The sequence below is a fragment of the Mesorhizobium huakuii genome (assembly GCF_014189455.1).
Lineage (GTDB): Bacteria > Pseudomonadota > Alphaproteobacteria > Rhizobiales > Rhizobiaceae > Mesorhizobium > Mesorhizobium huakuii_A.
This window is the reverse complement of record NZ_CP050296.1, coordinates 4703843-4720886: the sequence shown is the minus strand read 5'-3', so window position 1 is coordinate 4720886 and position 17044 is coordinate 4703843. Positions and strand designations below refer to the sequence as shown.

The 17044-nt window shown below is 64.0% G+C and carries 11 protein-coding genes and 1 pseudogene; 4 read left to right on the top strand and 8 right to left on the bottom strand.

Annotated features, from left to right (window positions below; genetic code table 11):
* Positions 1 to 20 precede the first annotated feature (20 nt).
* The 7 genes and pseudogenes from HB778_RS22730 to ftsZ form a co-directional block, all read right to left on the bottom strand.
* Positions 21 to 995, bottom strand: a complete 975-nt coding sequence (locus tag HB778_RS22730; protein WP_183457134.1) for a sugar-binding transcriptional regulator — start codon at positions 993 to 995, stop codon at positions 21 to 23.
* Between the two features lie 228 nt (positions 996 to 1223).
* Complete coding sequence (locus HB778_RS22725) at positions 1224 to 2459, bottom strand: VWA domain-containing protein (protein ID WP_183457132.1); 1236 nt, start codon at positions 2457 to 2459, stop codon at positions 1224 to 1226.
* The gene (locus HB778_RS22720; RefSeq protein WP_183457130.1) at positions 2452 to 4701 is read right to left on the bottom strand and encodes a DUF5682 family protein; all 2250 of its coding nucleotides are present in this window, start codon (positions 4699 to 4701) and stop codon (positions 2452 to 2454) included. The genes HB778_RS22725 and HB778_RS22720 overlap by 8 nt, the downstream gene beginning before the upstream one ends.
* Before the next feature lie 4 nt (positions 4702 to 4705).
* On the bottom strand, positions 4706 to 5785 hold the full coding sequence (locus HB778_RS22715) for an ATP-binding protein (RefSeq protein WP_183457128.1): 1080 nt from the start codon (positions 5783 to 5785) through the stop codon (positions 4706 to 4708).
* Positions 5786 to 5814: 29 nt separating this feature from the next.
* Entirely contained in the window at positions 5815 to 7242 is a 1428-nt protein-coding gene (locus tag HB778_RS22710) for a DUF5691 domain-containing protein (RefSeq protein WP_183457126.1), read from the bottom strand.
* Positions 7239 to 8624 carry an SWIM zinc finger family protein gene (locus tag HB778_RS22705; protein ID WP_244661576.1) on the bottom strand — a complete coding sequence of 462 codons (1386 nt, stop codon included), beginning with the start codon at positions 8622 to 8624 and terminating at the stop codon, positions 7239 to 7241. The genes HB778_RS22710 and HB778_RS22705 overlap by 4 nt, the downstream gene beginning before the upstream one ends.
* A 205-nt stretch (positions 8625 to 8829) precedes the next feature.
* Positions 8830 to 9860, bottom strand: a pseudogene (gene ftsZ, locus HB778_RS22700) (cell division protein FtsZ).
* Positions 9861 to 10292: 432 nt separating this feature from the next.
* On the opposite strand from ftsZ, the gene HB778_RS22695 reads away from it, so the two are divergent.
* From HB778_RS22695 to HB778_RS22680, 4 genes are all read left to right on the top strand, one after another.
* Entirely contained in the window at positions 10293 to 10991 is a 699-nt protein-coding gene (locus HB778_RS22695) for a GntR family transcriptional regulator (RefSeq protein WP_183457122.1), read from the top strand.
* Positions 10992 to 11279: 288 nt separating this feature from the next.
* Entirely contained in the window at positions 11280 to 12635 is a 1356-nt protein-coding gene (locus tag HB778_RS22690) for a glutamine synthetase family protein (protein WP_183457120.1), read from the top strand.
* A gap of 134 nt (positions 12636 to 12769) precedes the next feature.
* The gene (locus HB778_RS22685; protein ID WP_183457118.1) at positions 12770 to 13654 is read left to right on the top strand and encodes a helix-turn-helix domain-containing protein; all 885 of its coding nucleotides are present in this window, start codon (positions 12770 to 12772) and stop codon (positions 13652 to 13654) included.
* A 136-nt stretch (positions 13655 to 13790) separates the two neighbouring features.
* Positions 13791 to 15980 carry a TonB-dependent siderophore receptor gene (locus tag HB778_RS22680; protein WP_183457116.1) on the top strand — a complete coding sequence of 730 codons (2190 nt, stop codon included), beginning with the start codon at positions 13791 to 13793 and terminating at the stop codon, positions 15978 to 15980.
* A 57-nt stretch (positions 15981 to 16037) separates the two neighbouring features.
* Here HB778_RS22680 and HB778_RS22675 read toward each other — a convergent pair whose 3' ends face one another.
* A complete protein-coding gene (locus tag HB778_RS22675; protein WP_183457114.1) occupies positions 16038 to 16898 on the bottom strand; it encodes a MurR/RpiR family transcriptional regulator in 861 nt (286 codons plus the stop codon).
* Positions 16899 to 17044: the final 146 nt, after the last annotated feature.

Genomic DNA, 17044 nt, shown 5'->3' with positions numbered 1-17044 from the left:
TCAGCTAAAACGGTTGCCGGCTACCCGACCGGCGTCTCTTCCACGAGCGACCGCGCCGTCCGCTCGTCTGTTATCAGGCCCTTGAGATAGCGCCCCTCCAGCACTGATTTGATGGCGCGAACCTTGATCTTGCCGCCGGCGACGGCGACGATCCGGCGGCTGGCAATGTCCTCGCGCGTCAAGGCCAGCGCCCGGTTCGAAACGGTCGTCGCCACCGCCTTGCCGGCGTCGTCGAAGAAATGGCCGAGCAATTCGCCGACACCACCATTGCGGCGGATCTCCTCCATCTCGCCCTTTTCGATCATGCCGGTGGCAACCAGCGACGCCTCGCGTTCGGCGGTGCCGATGCCGGCAAACAACAGGTCGGCGGAGCGCGCGAGATCGAAGACCTCGCTGATGCCCTTCTGCCCGAGCAGGACGGTGCGGTCCTCCGCCGTGTTGGCGAACATCGGCACCGGCATGACATAGGCTTCGGCGCCGGTGCGTTCGGCTAGGCGGTGAATGACGTCATGCGGATTGGCTGAGAATTTGCGCGTCAGGCCGCCAAGCAGCGAGACAAAACGGATCTTGTCGGTCGAGGTGCGCGGCAGATATTCCACGCAAGCCGCCAGCGTGCGACCGTGGCCGACACCGATCAGCGCCTCCTCGCCGCGCTCGATCTCGCGCTTGAGGAACTGCGCGCCGGCAATGCCGAGCGCCTTGAGCGGCAGATCCTCGGAATCGAAGTCCGGAACCACCTCGCAATAGTCGAGGCCGTAGCGGCGGGACAGTTCGTCTTCAAGCTCGACGCATTCCGACACTTCGCCGTCGATATAGACCTTCACCAGCCCTTCCTGGTTGGCCTTGGTGATGAGGCGATGGGCCTTGAGGCTGGTCAGCCCCAGCCGCTTGGCAACCTCGGACTGGGTAAGCCCGCCGGCATAGTGAAGCCAGGCGGCGCGCGTCGCCATGCTGGTTTCGTCGTCGCGCAGGAGACCGTTGCCGAACCCTACCATTTCCACCCTATGATATTTTTATCAGTTGCTGCAAAATTTTTCACAAGGCTCGATCAGAGTCAAGCGACCGATGGCGCAAATCACGACATGACGGCCGAAGCGGGCTTTGGCCGGCCGTCTGGCGATATCAGTGAATGGCGATGCGAGGGGGCCTCTTCCAGCGTGCAGGTCAGCACCGCCGAGCCTGGTTTTGGATTGCCGCTTTTGATGACGCCAGGTCGAGCGCGGCTACGCGTCGGCCGCAGGACTGTCGTCCTCGGCGCGAACCAGCTTGATGTCGGCGCCTGCCGCCCATGCGCCGACATCTTCCCGTCGCAAGGCCGCCGCCATCATGTCGGGAAACAGGTCCGGCGTGCAGGCGAAGACGGGGATGCCGAGTGCCGCCACCGACCCTGCCATCTTCGGGTCATAGCCCGGCCTGCCCTGGTCGGTCAGCGCCAGCAGCACCATGACATTGACGCCCGAGCGAACGAGCGCCGCCAGCCGCTGCAGCAATTCCTGGCCGTTGCCGCCTTCATAGAGGTCGGTGATCAGCACCATATGCGACTTGGTCGGCCGCTCGATGCGATCGGCGCAATAGGCGACGGCCTGGTTGATGTCGGTGCCGCCGCCGAGTTGCACGCCGAACAGGACCTCGACCGGATCGCTGAGTTCCTCGGTCAGGTCGACGATGGCCGTATCGAAACAGACGAGCTTGGTGCGCACCACCGGCAAAGAAGCCATCACGGCGGCGAAGATCGAGGCGTAGATCACCGAACTTGCCATCGAGCCCGACTGGTCGACGCACAGCACCACCTCATCCAGATCGACCAGCCTTCGCTGCTTGCGCATGAAGCCGACCAGCTTCTCCGGCACGATGGTTTTGTGCTCGGCCTGGTAATGGCGAAGGTTGGCCGAGATGGTGCGCGGCCAGTCGATGTCACGCTGGCGTGGACGATTGGTGCGCTGCGACCGGTCGAGCGCGCCACGGATCGCCTCGGCGGTCTTCTGCTCCAGCCGCTGCATCAGCTTGGCGACGATATCGGCGATGATGGTGCGGGCGATATCCTTGGTCTTGGCCGGCATGACCGAGCGCAGCGAGATCAGGTCGGCGACGAGATTGACGTCGGCCTCGATCGCCTTGAGGAATTCCGGCTCCATCAGCATCTGCTTCAAATTGAGCCGCTCGAACGCGTCCTTCTGAACGATCTGCACGACCTGCGCCGGAAAGAACGACCGGATATCGCCCATCCACTGCGCCACCCGTGGCGCCGAGCGGCCGAGCCCGCCGCGCCGCTTGCGCGGGTCGCCAGCCGTATCGCCGGTGCCATCGCCGTAAAGCGCATCGAGCGCCGCCGAGAGCCGCTTGTCGGTGTCGGAGAGCGCTGACGAGGACTCATCATCGGCACCGATGGCCAGGCGCCAGCGACGCTCCCGGTCGTCGCCGGCGGGCTCAGTTTCGTTGATGTCGGCCTCGTCATCCATTGCCGTTCCCACCCGTCAGCAAAGGTCCAAGCCGTTCCAGATGCCGGCGCCAGGCCTCCTCGCCGTTCGGCGTCGGCGTCAGCCCGGCCGGCAGGCGCCTGATGCGGCCGAGGACCGCTTCGATCAACCGCCGCCGCTCCATCGAGTCGAGATGCGAGAAGACCCGGCGCAGGAGCGGCAGATGCGCGATGAAGGCATCCTCGTCGAGGGATTTGAGCCAGGCATCGACCGCTCCGCGCAGGCCTTCATCATAGATCAGCCGCTGACCGGCGGTGCTGAAGAAGCCCTCGAAGAACCCAGCGGCCTCGGCGACCGGCGTTCCCGGCGACAGGCGCCGCGCGATCAGGCCCGCCGCGGCGTCGGCGGACAGATGGCCGGCCTCGTAAAGCAGATGCGCGGCACAGCCGGCCACCAGCGCCGTCGATCGCGATCCGTCGAGCACGGCCGCCAGTCCATTGCGCCAGGCGTCCAGGACGTCCTGTTCCGGTTCGACCAGCTTGATCGCCTCATCGGCCTTGCGCATAGCGCCGACCAGCGCCGAGGAAGCCTGGGCATCGAGGTCGCGTGCGGCGTAGACGAGCGCGATGCCGCCCTCGACGATCAGCCGCTCCAGCAGGCCGGACAGGCGTGCCGTTTCGGTCTTGCGGGCTTCGCCATAGCGGATGATGTCGGCGAGCGGCGGCACGGACGCCAGGATTTCTAGGCATTCGCTGCTGCGCGCCGCGCGTTCCTCCAGTGCCGCCAGGCCGGCCGTCGAGGCCTCCGACAAATTGGCCGTGATGGCGCCCTGGACCAGTGCCGCCAGCGCGTCGAGTGATGTCGACGCGCCGATCATCTGGATCAGCCGGCCGTTGGCGGCCTTTTCGATGGTCGGCCCATGGACCAGGTTCTCGACCAGGCGAACGGCATATTCCGGCTCCCACGACAGCGTCCAACGCTCGCGAAACGTGCCACGGCTGCGGCCGCTGTCGGTCAGCTTGCCCCAATGCACGCCAAGCACGTTCAAGCGATGCAGCAAGGTCGACCGGAACAGCCCGCTTTCGCTGCGCAGGTCGACCGACAATTCGCGCTCAAGCGCTTCCGGCTTCAGCCGCGCCGTCTTCTGGTTGCGCTGCAGATCCTCGATCAGCGGCGCCAGCGGCGTGTCAGGCGGAATCTCACCGACATCGGCGCCCAGAAGCAGTTCGGCTTCGACCAGCGCCCACAATACCGCTTCGCCGTTGAACAAAGCGGCGATCGCGGCATCGCGCAATTCTTCGAAACCGGGCTTTGGCCGCTCGCGGATCACAGCCAGCGTGCGGGCCAGCCGTTCGGCCTCGATCAGCGAGGCGGTCGAGACCATGTGCCCCTTGGCCCGCAGCACTGCCGCGATCATGGCGAGCCACAGCGTCGCCGCGTCGTGCCGGCCCCGCGTGCGCCACAGATGCTTGCACCAACCGGGCGCGACGACACCGGCGCCATAACCGAAGCCGAGCGCCAGGCGCGGGCCGGTCCATGGCGCCCAGGTCATCGTGCTCTTGCGCCGAGCAAGCCCCTTGAGCAAGGCCTGATCCTCTTTGAGCGGACGCGTCGCCTGTAGCGCCGGCACATGGAAGGCACCGCAGACGACAGCGATCGGCCCGTCGAATTCCTTGCGCGCCGCGGCGATTTCAAGCCGCATATGGGCTTCGCGTTTGGCCTCGAATTCGGCAAGCGGACCTTCGCCTTCGCGCAGCGTCGTCATCGCGTCGGCTATTGCCGCGAAGATCGGGCCGGGCTCAGGGTTCTGCTCGATGATATCGGCCCACCAGCTCTCGCCATCCTCATAGCCGGCGGCCTGCGCCAGCGTGCCGATCGGGTCGCGCAGATGCGGCGCTACCTCAATCTCGGCTTCGGCTTTCGTCTCATCGGCCTCGGCCTCCTGCGTGGCCTCTGCGGGTGCGACGCGGGCCGAGGACGGCAGGTCGATGAAGCGCACTGTCGCGTTGTTGGCCACGGCCCAGAGCGTCGCCTGGTACTCCGGCGAGAACTCTGCGAAGGGCCAGAAACTGGTCGAGGCCGGATCGTCCTCGGGATAGCACAGCAGCGCCACCGGCGGCTGCATTTCGGGGCGGGCGAGTAGAGGCAGCAGCGCCGATGCATCGGCCGGTCCCTCGATCAGCACGGCGACCGGTTTCAACTCCTGCAACGCCTCCACCAGGCTGGCGGTGGAGCCAGGCCCGTGATGGCGTATGCCGAAATAGGAAACCTCGCTAAGCGCCATGGCGTCAGATCGCGGCGTTCAAGGCAGCGTAGTAGCCAGCATAATCGGGCCGCTTCTTGAGCACGGTTTCCAGATATTCCTCCAGCACCAGCTTGTCCTGCACCGGATCCTTGACGATCGCGCCGACAAGGCTGGCGGCAAGGCCTTCAGCACCGAGCTTGCCGCTGTCGAACCAGGCCGCCTGGCTGAGGCCGCCGACCATGGTTGCAATCGCTTCTGCCGTGGACAGTGAACCGGACGGCGTCTTCAACGTCACCTTGCCGTCCGCCGTTGCACCAGAGCGCAATTCGCGGAAAATGGTCAGCACGCGGGCAATCTCCTCGCCGACATTTTTTGGCACCGGCAGGTCGAGGCCGCCGGCCATCTCGCCGACCCGCTTGGAGACGATCGCCACTTCCTCCGCCATGTCTTCGGGCAAAGGCAGCACGACGACATTGAAGCGGCGTTTCAACGCCGAGGACAATTCGTTGACGCCCTTGTCGCGGTTGTTGGCGGTGGCGATGATGTTGAAGCCGCGCTGCGCATAGATCGAGGTGTTGAGTTCGGGGATCGGCATCATCTTTTCGGACAGCACCGTGATCAGCGTGTCCTGCACATCCGACCCCATGCGCGTCAGTTCCTCGAGGCGGCAGAGCTTGCCGTCCTGCATGGCGCGGTAGAGCGGCGTCGGCACCAGCGCCTCCTGGCTTGGGCCCTTGGCCAGAAGCTGCGCGTAATTCCAGCCATAGCGGACCTGGTTCTCGTCGGTGCCGGCCGTGCACTGCACGATCAGCGTCGAGTCGCCCATGATGGCGGCGGCTAGATGCTCCGACACCCAGGATTTGGCGGTGCCGGGAACACCGAGCAGCAACAACGCTCGGTCGGTGGCGAGCGTCGCCACCGCCGTTTCCATCAGCCGGCGACGGCCGACATATTTGGGCGTTATCAGCGTGCCGTCGTCAGCCTTTCCGCCAAGCAGATAGGTCAGCACCGCCTTTGGCGACAGGCTCCAGCCGGCGGGTCTTTGCCTGTCGTCGTTGCGCGCGAGGGCCTGCAATTCGGCGGCGTAGGCCTGCTCGACCGGAAGACGGATGGCTGCGTTCATTTGCTGTTCTCCGGATTGATCATGTTCATTCAAGGGCCGGTCAGGGATGCGTTGAGGCGCAGAAGACCAAGCGACGGTGCTGCCGGCGCCATGCCGGCCGCGACGACATCGCCGATCAATTTTTCCGCCGCCGCGGCGGTGGCGAGAAAGCCCAGCGTTTCCAGAAACTGGTCGACGCCGCGCTTCACGGCGTCGTCGTTTCCCGCGACAGCGGTGCGCAGTGCCGGCAGCGTCTTGCCGTTGGTCAGGTCGGCCCAGTCCAGCCAGCCTGCTTCGACGCCCTCGGCCAGGCTGAGCGCGCCAAGATATTGCGTGTCCTTCAGGATCAGCCTGACCAGGACACGCTGCCGGCGACTGTCCAGACGCGGCATCAAATGCAGGACGAAAAGCGCGGGCTTGCCGCCCTCGGCGACAAGCGTGTCGGCCATGTGCGCGACCGCCGCATCGCTGCCCGACGCTGCGACCATGCGAGCGACAAGGATATCGACATTGTTGTCGGCGCCGAACTGCCATGCGCCGATGAAGTCGGATTCGGTGACGCCGAAGCGGGCAGCAAGATCGACCAGGTTACAGGTTTCGAACAGTTCGGCGCGGCGCCGTTCCTGTGCCGGGGATTTCAGCTTTGCCGGCGCGTAGGTGGTGCGGCGGCGGATGAAGCCGGATTTGCCTTCCGTGATGAAGGCGGCGAGTTCGGCTATCGGGTCTTCCGGCCCGCCATCGCCTGGCTGGCCATGCTCTCCCAACCGCGCCAGCAGCCGGCCGGCCAATTCGCGCACCTTGCCGGAGCGGTCGGCGGACAGGCTTTTCAGGAACGGCACGTCGTCGGCGCCCAGGCCGAAATGCATGAGCGCGATGAGCGCAAGCCTGACCTCCGCCGGCTCGCTTGAACCCCTGGTCTCGATCAGCTGCCGCGCCGCAGCCGGCGCGGTGCGGCGCATATCGGCCAGCGCCGTGCGGCGTGCGGCGGGATAGAAATCGTCCCAGTTCTCAGCCGTCAGTTGCTCCCGTCTCGTGTGTTTTTCGCCGTCCACCCCCGCCTGCCAGTCGACCCACGGCGCATAGACATCCGGACTGGTCTGATCCGACGCGGCCGGCATCCAGTCCATCGGATGCAGCACGAAGCCGCGGCTGGCAACGAGGGCCACCACGCGCGACTTGCCCCTTGCGTCGGCGGCCTGTTTCAGAGCCGCCCGAAACAGCGGCCGCAACCGCTCCGGCAGCATCGGCAAGGCAAGCTCGGGCAGCGGCGGGCGCCGCTTCAGCGTCTTTGGCGCGGCCGGCCGCAAGGCGATTTCGAGGGCTTGCGCCGCAATCGCCAGCAATCGGCGCTCACGCTCATCGGGATTAGCACTGCCTGCGATCTCCTTCCAACCGACCGGAGCCAGGTCGAAGCTGGTTCCGCCGGTGATCCAGCAGTCGCGCATGGTCGCGAGACCCGTCTGCTCGATCTCGTTCACGACAGATCAAGCCTCCCAAAGCCGCTTTGCGCCGCAAGAAGGTGAAGCCGGCTGCCGCTCCAGAGCGCTGCTGTCGCCGCGAGGTCCAACCCAAGCAATGTTGGGCTGACGGTATCGGCGATCGGCAAGGCGATGCCGTGCGGATCATCGGCCGACTGCCACCAGGCATCGCCGCGATCGTCCAGCAGGATCGCGCCGGGCGGCAGCATGACCGGACTATCGGTGAGCCAGGGGGCTGTGTCCTGGTGGGCGACATGGGCCGCCAGCGGATCGACCGCGTCAAAGCCGAAATCCGGCCATTGCCCTGACGAAACATCGCCCTTGCGCTCCACCACCAGCGCCCGCAGCGGCTGGCGCGCCGGATAAAAGACCAGCCTCGCGTCGAAGCGATCGCCCGGCGTGAAGGCGTTCGACCGGCGGCCGGCAGAGGCCGGGAAATAGTCGAGCAGGAGAGCAAATTGCGGGGCCGCGCTCTTCAGATCGAGCAGCCAGGTTGAATGGCTGACAAGACCGTCACGGCGCGTCTCGATCTTCTCGCCAAGCACCTCCCAGACGCTTTCGACCTGGATCGCCTCGGGATTAGCCAGAACCTGCTCGCGGCTTTCCGAGGTCGACACCAGCCGTCTCAGTTCGGCATCGTCAGGCGTCGAGCGCCAGGCCTTGGCCAGCAGCACAAGCTTGCCGAGTTCGCGGATCGCCGCGTCCGGCCGCTCCTCGCTGCGCAGACCCATCAGCCGTGACGGAATCTCGTCGATGCGGCCGGCGAGTGCCGTCGCCTTCATGTCGACCAGCCGTGCCGCGATACGGCGGCAACGATCGCTGCTGTTGTCGACAAAGCCGGCAAGGCCGAGCCGCAACTGATCCGATATCCATTGATCGAGTTCGTCCAATGCCGCCGAGACCGAGGACCGCGTATCCTCGGCGCGCTTGCGCTGCGCGGCCTCGCGGCGCTCGATCGCGGCGGCATCCTCGACAGCAGCGTTTTCATCGTCGCGCGCGGCCTCGCCAATGCTCTTGCCTCCCGCACCAAGCGCCGGTGCAGCCGGCTGCGAGGTGATCTTCCGGCGACGGCCGAGCCAATCGTTCACCCATTCCGGCGTCGAGCCGGCGGCGGTGAAACTCGCCGGCGCGGTGGCAGCGATCCACATCAGCGCCAATGTGTGCTTGCAGGGGAACTTTCGCGACGGACAGGTGCATTTGTAGCCGTGGTCACCGGTGTCGACGACGACGCGATAGGGATTGGAGCCGGAGCCCTGGCATTCGCCCCAGATAAGCGCCAGCTGTTCGTTCTTTTCGAGCCGGGGCCAGTTCGATTGCTTGGTCAACTTGGAAGCGGAGCTCAACGACGCCTGATCAGGCGCGAGCGCTTCGATGGTTTTCAAGTCAAATTCCAAGCCGCGCCTCTCGTCGCTCGAACAAACGCCCACTGCCAGTATAGATGGCCTGATGTGACGGATTCTTGTAGCAGCAGAGGGATAGAGGTCGATACAGCCGACTGCAATAATTGCGCCGGCCGATCTGGCCCGCAGGCAGACAGCTGTCTTTCGGTGATGTCTCCCGGGAGGATGCTTGTGCGACGGATATGGCTTACTGCAGCGTCCGCAATGGCGACTGGACAGCACGGTCATGCGCGATGCCGGCATCGGCATCGGCGATCGCCCTATCGAGACCGGTCGCTACCACCGAAACCCTGAAGCGGCCTTCCATACTCTTGTCGAAGATGGCGCCGACGATGATGTCGGCGTCCTCGTAGACTTCTTCACGGATGCGGGTGGCGGCCTCGTCGACCTCGAACAGGGTCATGTCGCGACCGCCCGATATCGAGACCAGCACGCCCTTGGCGCCCTTCATCGACACTTCATCGAGCAGCGGGTTGGCGATCGCGGCTTCCGCGGCCTTCATCGCCCGGCTTTCGCCCGAGGCCTCGCCGGTTCCCATCATGGCGCGGCCCATGCCGCGCATGACCGATTTGACGTCGGCGAAGTCGAGATTGATCAGGCCTTCCTTGACGATGAGGTCGGTGATGCAGCTGACGCCGGAATAAAGCACCCGGTCGGCGATGACGAAAGCGTCGGCGAAGGTGGTCTTGGCATCGGCGATGCGGAACAGGTTCTGGTTCGGAATGACGATCACCGTGTCGGCGGCCTCGCGCAGACGCTCGATGCCCTCCTCGGCCATCTGCATGCGGCGCCTGCCCTCGAAGGTGAAAGGCTTGGTGACGACGCCCACCGTCAGGATGCCGGCCTTGCGCGCCGCTTGCGCAATGATTGGGGCTGCGCCGGTGCCGGTGCCGCCGCCCATGCCGGCGGTGACGAAGCACATATGCGTGCCGGCCAGATGATCCATGATCTCGTCGAGCGATTCCTCGGCGCGGCACGGCCGATCTCCGGCAGCGAACCGGCGCCAAGGCCTTCGGTCACGTGGGCGCCAAGCTGGATCAGCCGCGTCGCCTTCGACATGGTCAGCGCCTGCGCATCGGTGTTGGCGGCGATGAATTCGGTTCCCTGAAGCTGCTCCGTGATCATGTTGTTGATGGCGTTGCCGCCACCGCCACCGACGCCGATAACGGTGATCTTGGGTCTCATCTCGGAGATTTCCGGCTTCTTGAACTCGGCCATGCCTGCTTCTCCTTCGCCAATTGCGCGCGCTTCACGACCCACGAGCAGACTGCCTCTAGGACATTGCAATCGAGCGGCATGACGCGAATCAGTCCGTTCGGATGGGTGCCCCAAAAAGCCAGAGAGCGGCCGGACGTGCAAGTGCGCGCAAGCTCAAGATTTGTGATGACGATATTGCAGACGGCGCCCGCGATGCCGCGCGCCTGCAAGCCAGGCCGAAAAACCCGGCAATCCGGGCGTCACGGTGAGCGCTGCGGCGAGCCGAATTCCGAGGCCTGGTGGCAACGCGCCAAGTCTTGCCGTGCAAGGATTGAAGCGTCTATCATGGTCCAATAAACCGCAGGCTTCGGCCTCCCGCCATGATCGGCCCGATCGTGATTGTCCGTGGTCGTCAGGCGAGATCTCAGAACGAATGAAGTAGCGCCCCCGACCATGGCCGACAGAACACAATTCGGGTTGAGCGCCGTCGACAGCGCGCCCCTGCATGAGAAGGTCTATCTGGAGCTTGTGCGGGCCCTGATGTCCGGCCAGTTAACGCCCGGGCAGAAGCTGACCTCGCGCAAGCTCGCCAAGGAACTCGGCACCAGCGACATGCCGGTGCGCAGCGCCTTCATGCGGTTGCAGGCGCTGCGGGCGCTGAGCCCGATGCCGAACGGCAGCGTCGAGGTGCCCGTCATTTCGGCCGACCGATTCTCGCAACTGACCGCCGTGCGAACGATCCTCGAAGGTTCGGCGACAGAGCTCGCGACAAAACGCATCAACGGCAACAATCTGCGGACGATCCGGCGCCACAGCACCGAATTGACCCTGGCGGCGCGCCAGGGCGATATCGACGATTATCTGAGGAAAAATTACGCCTTCAAATTCTCGATCTACCGCCATTGCGGCAACGAGCAGATGATCTTCCTGATCGAGACCGTGTGGATGCAGGTTGGCCCCTTCCTCAGGAATCTCGCCATGGGCTTCGAGGACGACCTCTCCTCCATCCTCGACATCGACTATCACGAGGAAGTCGTCGCCGCGATCGAGGCGCAGGACGCGGCGCGCGCCCGCGGGGCCATCGTGCGCGACATCGAAGAAGGCGCTGCACACATCCTGCGGCAGGCCAGATTTCCGGACGCAAGAAGCTAGGGTTGCCGGGCGACAGTCGTTCGACCCTAAGGCCGGTCGCACCTGCCCTGCGGCGAGCCGGCACGCCGAATGCCCCTTGGCTTTCCATCTTCTTGCCTCTATGTTGCGATCGCAGATCGCGCAATTGGTTTTGAAATGCCTCCCGATATCCCGGTTAGTGACTTGAAAAAATAAGGAAAAATATCCGACAACAGTCGGATAAGTTTCCCGAAAACTCACAAGCATTTTTTACCAGGGACAGTGCGGCCGATCAGGCTGAGGCACCTTCGAAAACCAGAGGTTTTGAAATTGAGCGATGCAATTGCGGACGTTTTGAGCTGGCTTGAAAGCAGAAGCGACATACAGAGTCTGAGGGCGGCTGTGTGCGACCTTAATGGCGTCATGCGGGGAAAACGCATACCCGTCGAGCAGGCTCGCAAGGCGCTGGAAGGCAAGCTGCGCATGCCCTATTCGCTGATCGGGCTCGACATCTGGGGCGAGGATATCGAAGGCAACACGCTGGTTTTCTCGACCGGCGATGCCGATGGCCTCTGCCAATGGACGGGACGCGGCATTCTGCCGGTGGACTGGACGGCGCATCCGACGGCACTCGTCCCGCTCTGGCTCGCCGATGAAAGCGGCGCACCCTATCTCGGCGATCCCCGGCGGGCGCTGGCCCGCATCCTCGACCGCTACAAGGCGCTCGGCTTGACCCCGGTCGCGGCGACCGAACTTGAATTCTACCTGGTCGATCCGCAATCGCAGCGGCCGGTGGGGCCTGTCTCGCCGGTCACCGGGCGGCGCCTCGATTCCGATGCGGCGCTGTCGATCGACGAGATCGACGATTTCGAGGCCTTCATCCATGACGTCTACGAAGCCTGCCGGGCACAAGGCATTCCCGTCGATACGGCGATTGCCGAAAATGGCGTCGGCCAGTTCGAAATCAACCTGAACCATGTCGCCGACGCCTTGCGGGCCGCCGACGATGCGGTGCTGTTCAAGCGCACGGTGAAGGGCATCGCCCGCAAGCACGGCTTTGCCGCCTGCTTCATGGCCAAGCCCTATGGCGATCGGGCCGGCAACGGCTTTCACGTCCATTTCAGCCTTATCGACGCCGAAGGGCGCAACGTGTTCGACGACGGCACCGATCAGGGCTCGGAAATCATGCGCCACGCGGTCGGCGGGCTGCTGGCGGCGATGGCCGAAAGCACGCTGGTGTTTGCGCCGCACTTCAATTCCTACCGCAGGCTTCGCCCGCGCTCCTATGCGCCGACCGCGGTCGCCTGGGGTTACGAGAACCGCATGGTCGCGATCCGCATTCCCGGCGGCCCGACCGCCGCGCGCCGCATCGAGCACCGCGTGTCGGGAGCGGACGCCAATCCCTATCTGGTGCTGGCCGCCATATTGGGCGCCGCGCTGATCGGCATCGAAAGGCAGATGTCGCCGGGCGAGCCGACCGGGAATGACGGACAAGGCGCGGCACCAGCCAAGCTGCCGCCGGACTGGGCCTCCGCCATCGCCACCTTCGAAAGCGGAACGCATGTGGCGGAGATTTTCCCGGGGATTCTGCGCGACTCCTTTGTTGCCTGCAAACGCCAGGAACTGAACACCTTCGCCCTCAACGTCAGCGATTTCGAGATCGAGACCTATCTCGAAAGTGTCTAATCCCAACTGACCGGGGATATCGGTTCCGCACGCCCCTTGATCGACCGCAGAAGCATGGGGCTTGCGATGCGATCCTCAACCGGGCATAAACATGATTATTTTTATCATGTATTATCCTCGGAGACAGACAGGACTTGACCTTCGTTGCACGCATGGAAAGCCGGATCGAGGGCTTTTCGGTCATCGGCGACCTGAAATGGCATCTATGGGACGGCGTGGTCGCCGACCTCTGGGATGTCTCGTGCGGTGACCGGGCCGAGGGTTACTATGTCTCTCCCGATCCCCGGCTGTTTGTGGCGCTCGATGTGGATGGCGGCGGCGCCTTCTTCGTCGAAGGCGCCAAAGGCGAAGTATCGCGCCACGACGGCCCCCTCTCCATGGCCTACATTCCGGCCGGTGTGCCGATCCGTGGCCGGGTCGAGGGTTTGCGCCGCATCCGACATCTCGATTTGCATTTCGACGTGGCGACGCTGACGCGGCGCTTCGGCCGCAGCCTCGATCGTGAGGCCTTACAGATGTCGCGCTTCCAGTTTCGCGACGACCGCGTCGCCATGCTGGCCGGCCTGATCGCCGCCGAATGCGGCAGCGACCAGCCGCTGCATGATCTCTATGGCGAGGGCCTGCTCAATGCCTTGTTCGCCAGCCTTTTCCAGATCGACCCGCCGGATGTCGCCAGGCGTCGGTCACTGCTGTCGCGCCGCAAGCTGCGCCTCGTCACCGACTATATCGACGCGCACTGCCTGGACAGGATCCGGCTTGCCGATCTCGCCGCGCTGACCGGCCTGTCCGAGACCGCGATGAGCCATGCCTTCAAGGCGGCAACGGGCGTGCCGCCGCACCGCTGGCAGATGCAGGCGCGGGTCAACAGGGCCAAGGCGATGATGGCGAATGACGCTGCCTCGCTTGCCGACATCGCCGAGGCGACCGGCTTCTTCGACCAGGCGCATCTGACGCGGGTGTTCAAATCGGTGGTCGGCGTGACACCCGGCGCCTGGATGAAAAGTGCCGACCACCAGTGACATTTCCGCAACATGACGCCGCGATGTCCCTCGTTTGGACAAGAATGGACAAGCCGCCCAAATCCGTCCAATGACCCGCGGATAAGTTGAGATAAATGATCAAGTATCTCAACGACGACAGGCGGGGACTTTCCTGATGAGCAGACTTTACCGGAGGAAGGCGCTTCTGGCGGCCAGTGTCGCCACTGTCGCAATGATCACGCCGATGGCCGCCTTCGCGCAGGCCGTGCAAACCAGCACCCAGCTTGAGCCGGTGGTGGTCGAGGGTGAGGCTGGCGGCAGCGCGACCGGGCCGGTCGAAGGTGTCGTCGCCAAGAAGACCACGACAGGCTCGAAGACGGCAACCGACATCAAGGACATCCCGCAATCCGTCTCTGTCGTCGGCCGGCAGGAGATCGACGACCAGGGCGCGCAGAAGGTGGACGAGGCCTTGCGCTACACGGCCGGCGTCTTCGCCCAGCCCTTCGGCCCGGACAGCGACACCAACTGGCTGTTGATCCGCGGTTTCCAGGCGACCGCTACCGGCACCTACATGGATGGCCTGCAGCTGTTCAGCTACGGCTTCGGCGGCTTCTATGTCGACAGTTTCGGCCTTGAGCGCATCGAGGTGCTGAAGGGCCCGGCCTCAGTGCTCTATGGCGGCAGCAACCCCGGCGGACTGGTCAACTATGTCAGCAAGCGGCCCGAGTTCGAACGCAAGCGCTATGTCGAAACCGGCGTCAACGATGCCGGCAATGTCTATCTCGGCTTCGACGTCGGCGACGTGGCCAGCAACAACACGGTCAGCTACCGCATCAATGGCAAGGTCGCCGGCGGCGACACCTACAGCGACCTGCAGAACGGCTGGCGCGGCTTCATCTCGCCCAGCATTACGTGGAAGCCGGACGAAGCAACCACGTTGACCATCCTGGCCAACTACAGCCACATCGACGAGAACCATAATGGCGGCAGCTTCCTGCCCTATGACGGCACGGTGACGGACCACATTGCCGGTGGGGTGAACTACGGCCGCATCGACCCCGATGCGAATTTCACCGAACCAAGCATCGATCTCTACAAGCGTGAACAAGGCTCGATCGGTTATGAGTTCGAACACGATTTCGACAATGACTGGACCGCGCGTTCCAACGCCCGCTTCACCGCCGCCGATATCGATGAGGTCAGTGTCTATCCGAACGGCTGGTCGCTCACCGGCGGGCCTACCGACCTGGCGCGAATAAATTTCGACCACGACACCACGGCAAAGACCTTCCTTCTCGACAACCAGATCGAAGGCAAGGTGACGACCGGTCCAATCGAGCACACGATCCTCGCCGGTCTGGACTTCAAATACTACAACATCGATCAGGTACAGTCCTCTGGCCTCTACGATCCCAACTACGACAATCCCATTGATGCCTTCCATCCGGTATACGGGTCGCCGCTGACGCCACGCGTCAGCTACCTCAACCAGAACCTGACGCAGAAGCAGCTTGGCTTCTATGCGCAGGATCAGCTGCGTTTTGGCGATGGCTGGCTGGTGACGCTGAATGGCCGCTACGACCGTGGCTGGCTCGACGCCGATAATCGTCCGACCTTCTACTCGGCGAGCTCCAGCACGCAGAGCAGCACGGTAGGCGATTTCTCCGGCCGTGCCGGCCTCGCCTATGAGTTCGCCAACGGCGTAACCCCTTATGCCAGCATCGCCACTTTCTTCAATCCGATCATCGGTACGGACGCGATGGGCAATCTGTTCAGGCCGGAAGAAGGCACGCAATATGAAGTCGGCGTGAAATATGTGCCGACCTTCATCGATGCCTTGTTCACCCTGTCCTTGTTTGACCTGACGCGCCAGAACGTGCCCTCGAACGTCACGCTCTTCACACAGATGCAGACCGGGGAAGTGCGCTCACGCGGCGTCGAACTCGAAGGCAAGGTGAATATGACGGATGATTTCCGGATTACGGGCGCATTCACCGCCTACAATCTCGAAATCACGAAGGATGCCAACCCGGCGCTGATTGGCAAGACGCCCTTCATCGTACCGGAAGTGATGGCCTCGGCCTCCGCCGACTACACATTCCGTGGTGACTGGTATGACGGCATCTCGATTGGCGGCGGTCTGCGCTATATCGGCTCCTCATGGGCCGACAACGAGAACACGGCGAAGGTGCCGGCCGTCACGCTCGCCGACCTGAAACTCGGCTACGAGAAGGAGAATTGGGGCGTCGATCTCAACGTCACCAATCTGTTCAACAAGACCTATGTCGCCAGTTGTCAGACGACGCTGACCTGCTCCTACGGCGAAGGCCGTTCGTTCAAGCTGAAGGTGCACACGAGCTGGTAGCCACCCACCTAATCGCAGCTTGCCGAACCCGCCGGCGGCCCTACAGGCGGCTTACGCCTACGAGGACCGCTCGGCCTTCAGCACGGAGACCGCCATCTCGCTGTTGTGGACATAGTCGTTGGCGTCCGGCTGCCTCTGCACCAAAAGGATGAACAGCAAATCGGTCAGCGTCAGCTGTGCGTCGCGCGCGGTGATGGAGGAGGAGCGCGCGCGCTCTTCATCGGCGATGGTGTAGAGGCGGATGTCGGCGACGCGGCTCAGCGGATTGTCGTGCAGGCCGGTGACGGCGATCACCATCGTGCCGCGCTTGCGGGCAAGCTCGGCGATGCGCAAGGTTTCGATGCTGGCGCCGGAATAGGAGAGCGCGAACAGCACGTCGCCAGGCCCGAGCGTCGCGGCATTGGCCATCTGGATATGGCTGTCGCTGTCATGCAGCACGTTGCGGCCGAGCTTCATCAGCTTGTAGGAGAAGTCGCGCGCCACCAGCGAGGAGGCGCCGACGCCGACCAGATGGATGCGGCGCGCGCCGTCGAGCAGTTCCAGCGTGCGGCCGATGATGCGCTCGGTGTTGGCGGCGACGGTCTGCTGCATCGACAGCAGCTTGCTGCCGATCAGCTTCTTCAGGATGACCGGATAGTTGTCACCGACCTCGATCGAGCCGTGGATAACGCCGGCCGGCACCTGCCAGTCCTGCGCCTTGGCCTCGCTGACGGCGAGCTTGAGCTCCTGGTAGCTGGCATAGCCGAGTTTCTGGCTGAACTTGACCACACTCGACTGGCTGCGGCCGATCTCGGCCGCAAGCGCTGCCGTCGACAGCCGCAGCATCTGGTCGGGATTGTCGACGATGTACTGGCCGATCTCGCGATCGCCGGGCGCCATGCCGTCGAGCTTCGCATGGATCTGCTTGAGAACGGACATGAACCCTCTGGAGCGCTGCGGTGCTTGGAGGAATAAAATATTCCAATTTCGATTGACAGCCAAGAACGCAGAATTAATTCTCGGATCGGCCAGGTTCGGGAATCGAGAAGGTCTTCCGGAGAGACCGCCGCCCGGCTTTCGCCATA

Excerpts from the sequence above, each read along its gene's own strand:
- HB778_RS22730 (WP_183457134.1), bottom strand. The coding sequence starts at position 995 with ATGGTAGGGTTCGGCAACGGTCTCCTGCGCGACGACGAAACCAGCATG.
- HB778_RS22725 (WP_183457132.1), bottom strand. The coding sequence starts at position 2,459 with ATGGATGACGAGGCCGACATCAACGAAACTGAGCCCGCCGGCGACGAC.
- HB778_RS22720 (WP_183457130.1), bottom strand. The coding sequence starts at position 4,701 with ATGGCGCTTAGCGAGGTTTCCTATTTCGGCATACGCCATCACGGGCCT.
- HB778_RS22715 (WP_183457128.1), bottom strand. The coding sequence starts at position 5,785 with ATGAACGCAGCCATCCGTCTTCCGGTCGAGCAGGCCTACGCCGCCGAA.
- HB778_RS22695 (WP_183457122.1), top strand. The coding sequence starts at position 10,293 with ATGGCCGACAGAACACAATTCGGGTTGAGCGCCGTCGACAGCGCGCCC.
- HB778_RS22680 (WP_183457116.1), top strand. The coding sequence starts at position 13,791 with ATGAGCAGACTTTACCGGAGGAAGGCGCTTCTGGCGGCCAGTGTCGCC.
- HB778_RS22675 (WP_183457114.1), bottom strand. The coding sequence starts at position 16,898 with ATGTCCGTTCTCAAGCAGATCCATGCGAAGCTCGACGGCATGGCGCCC.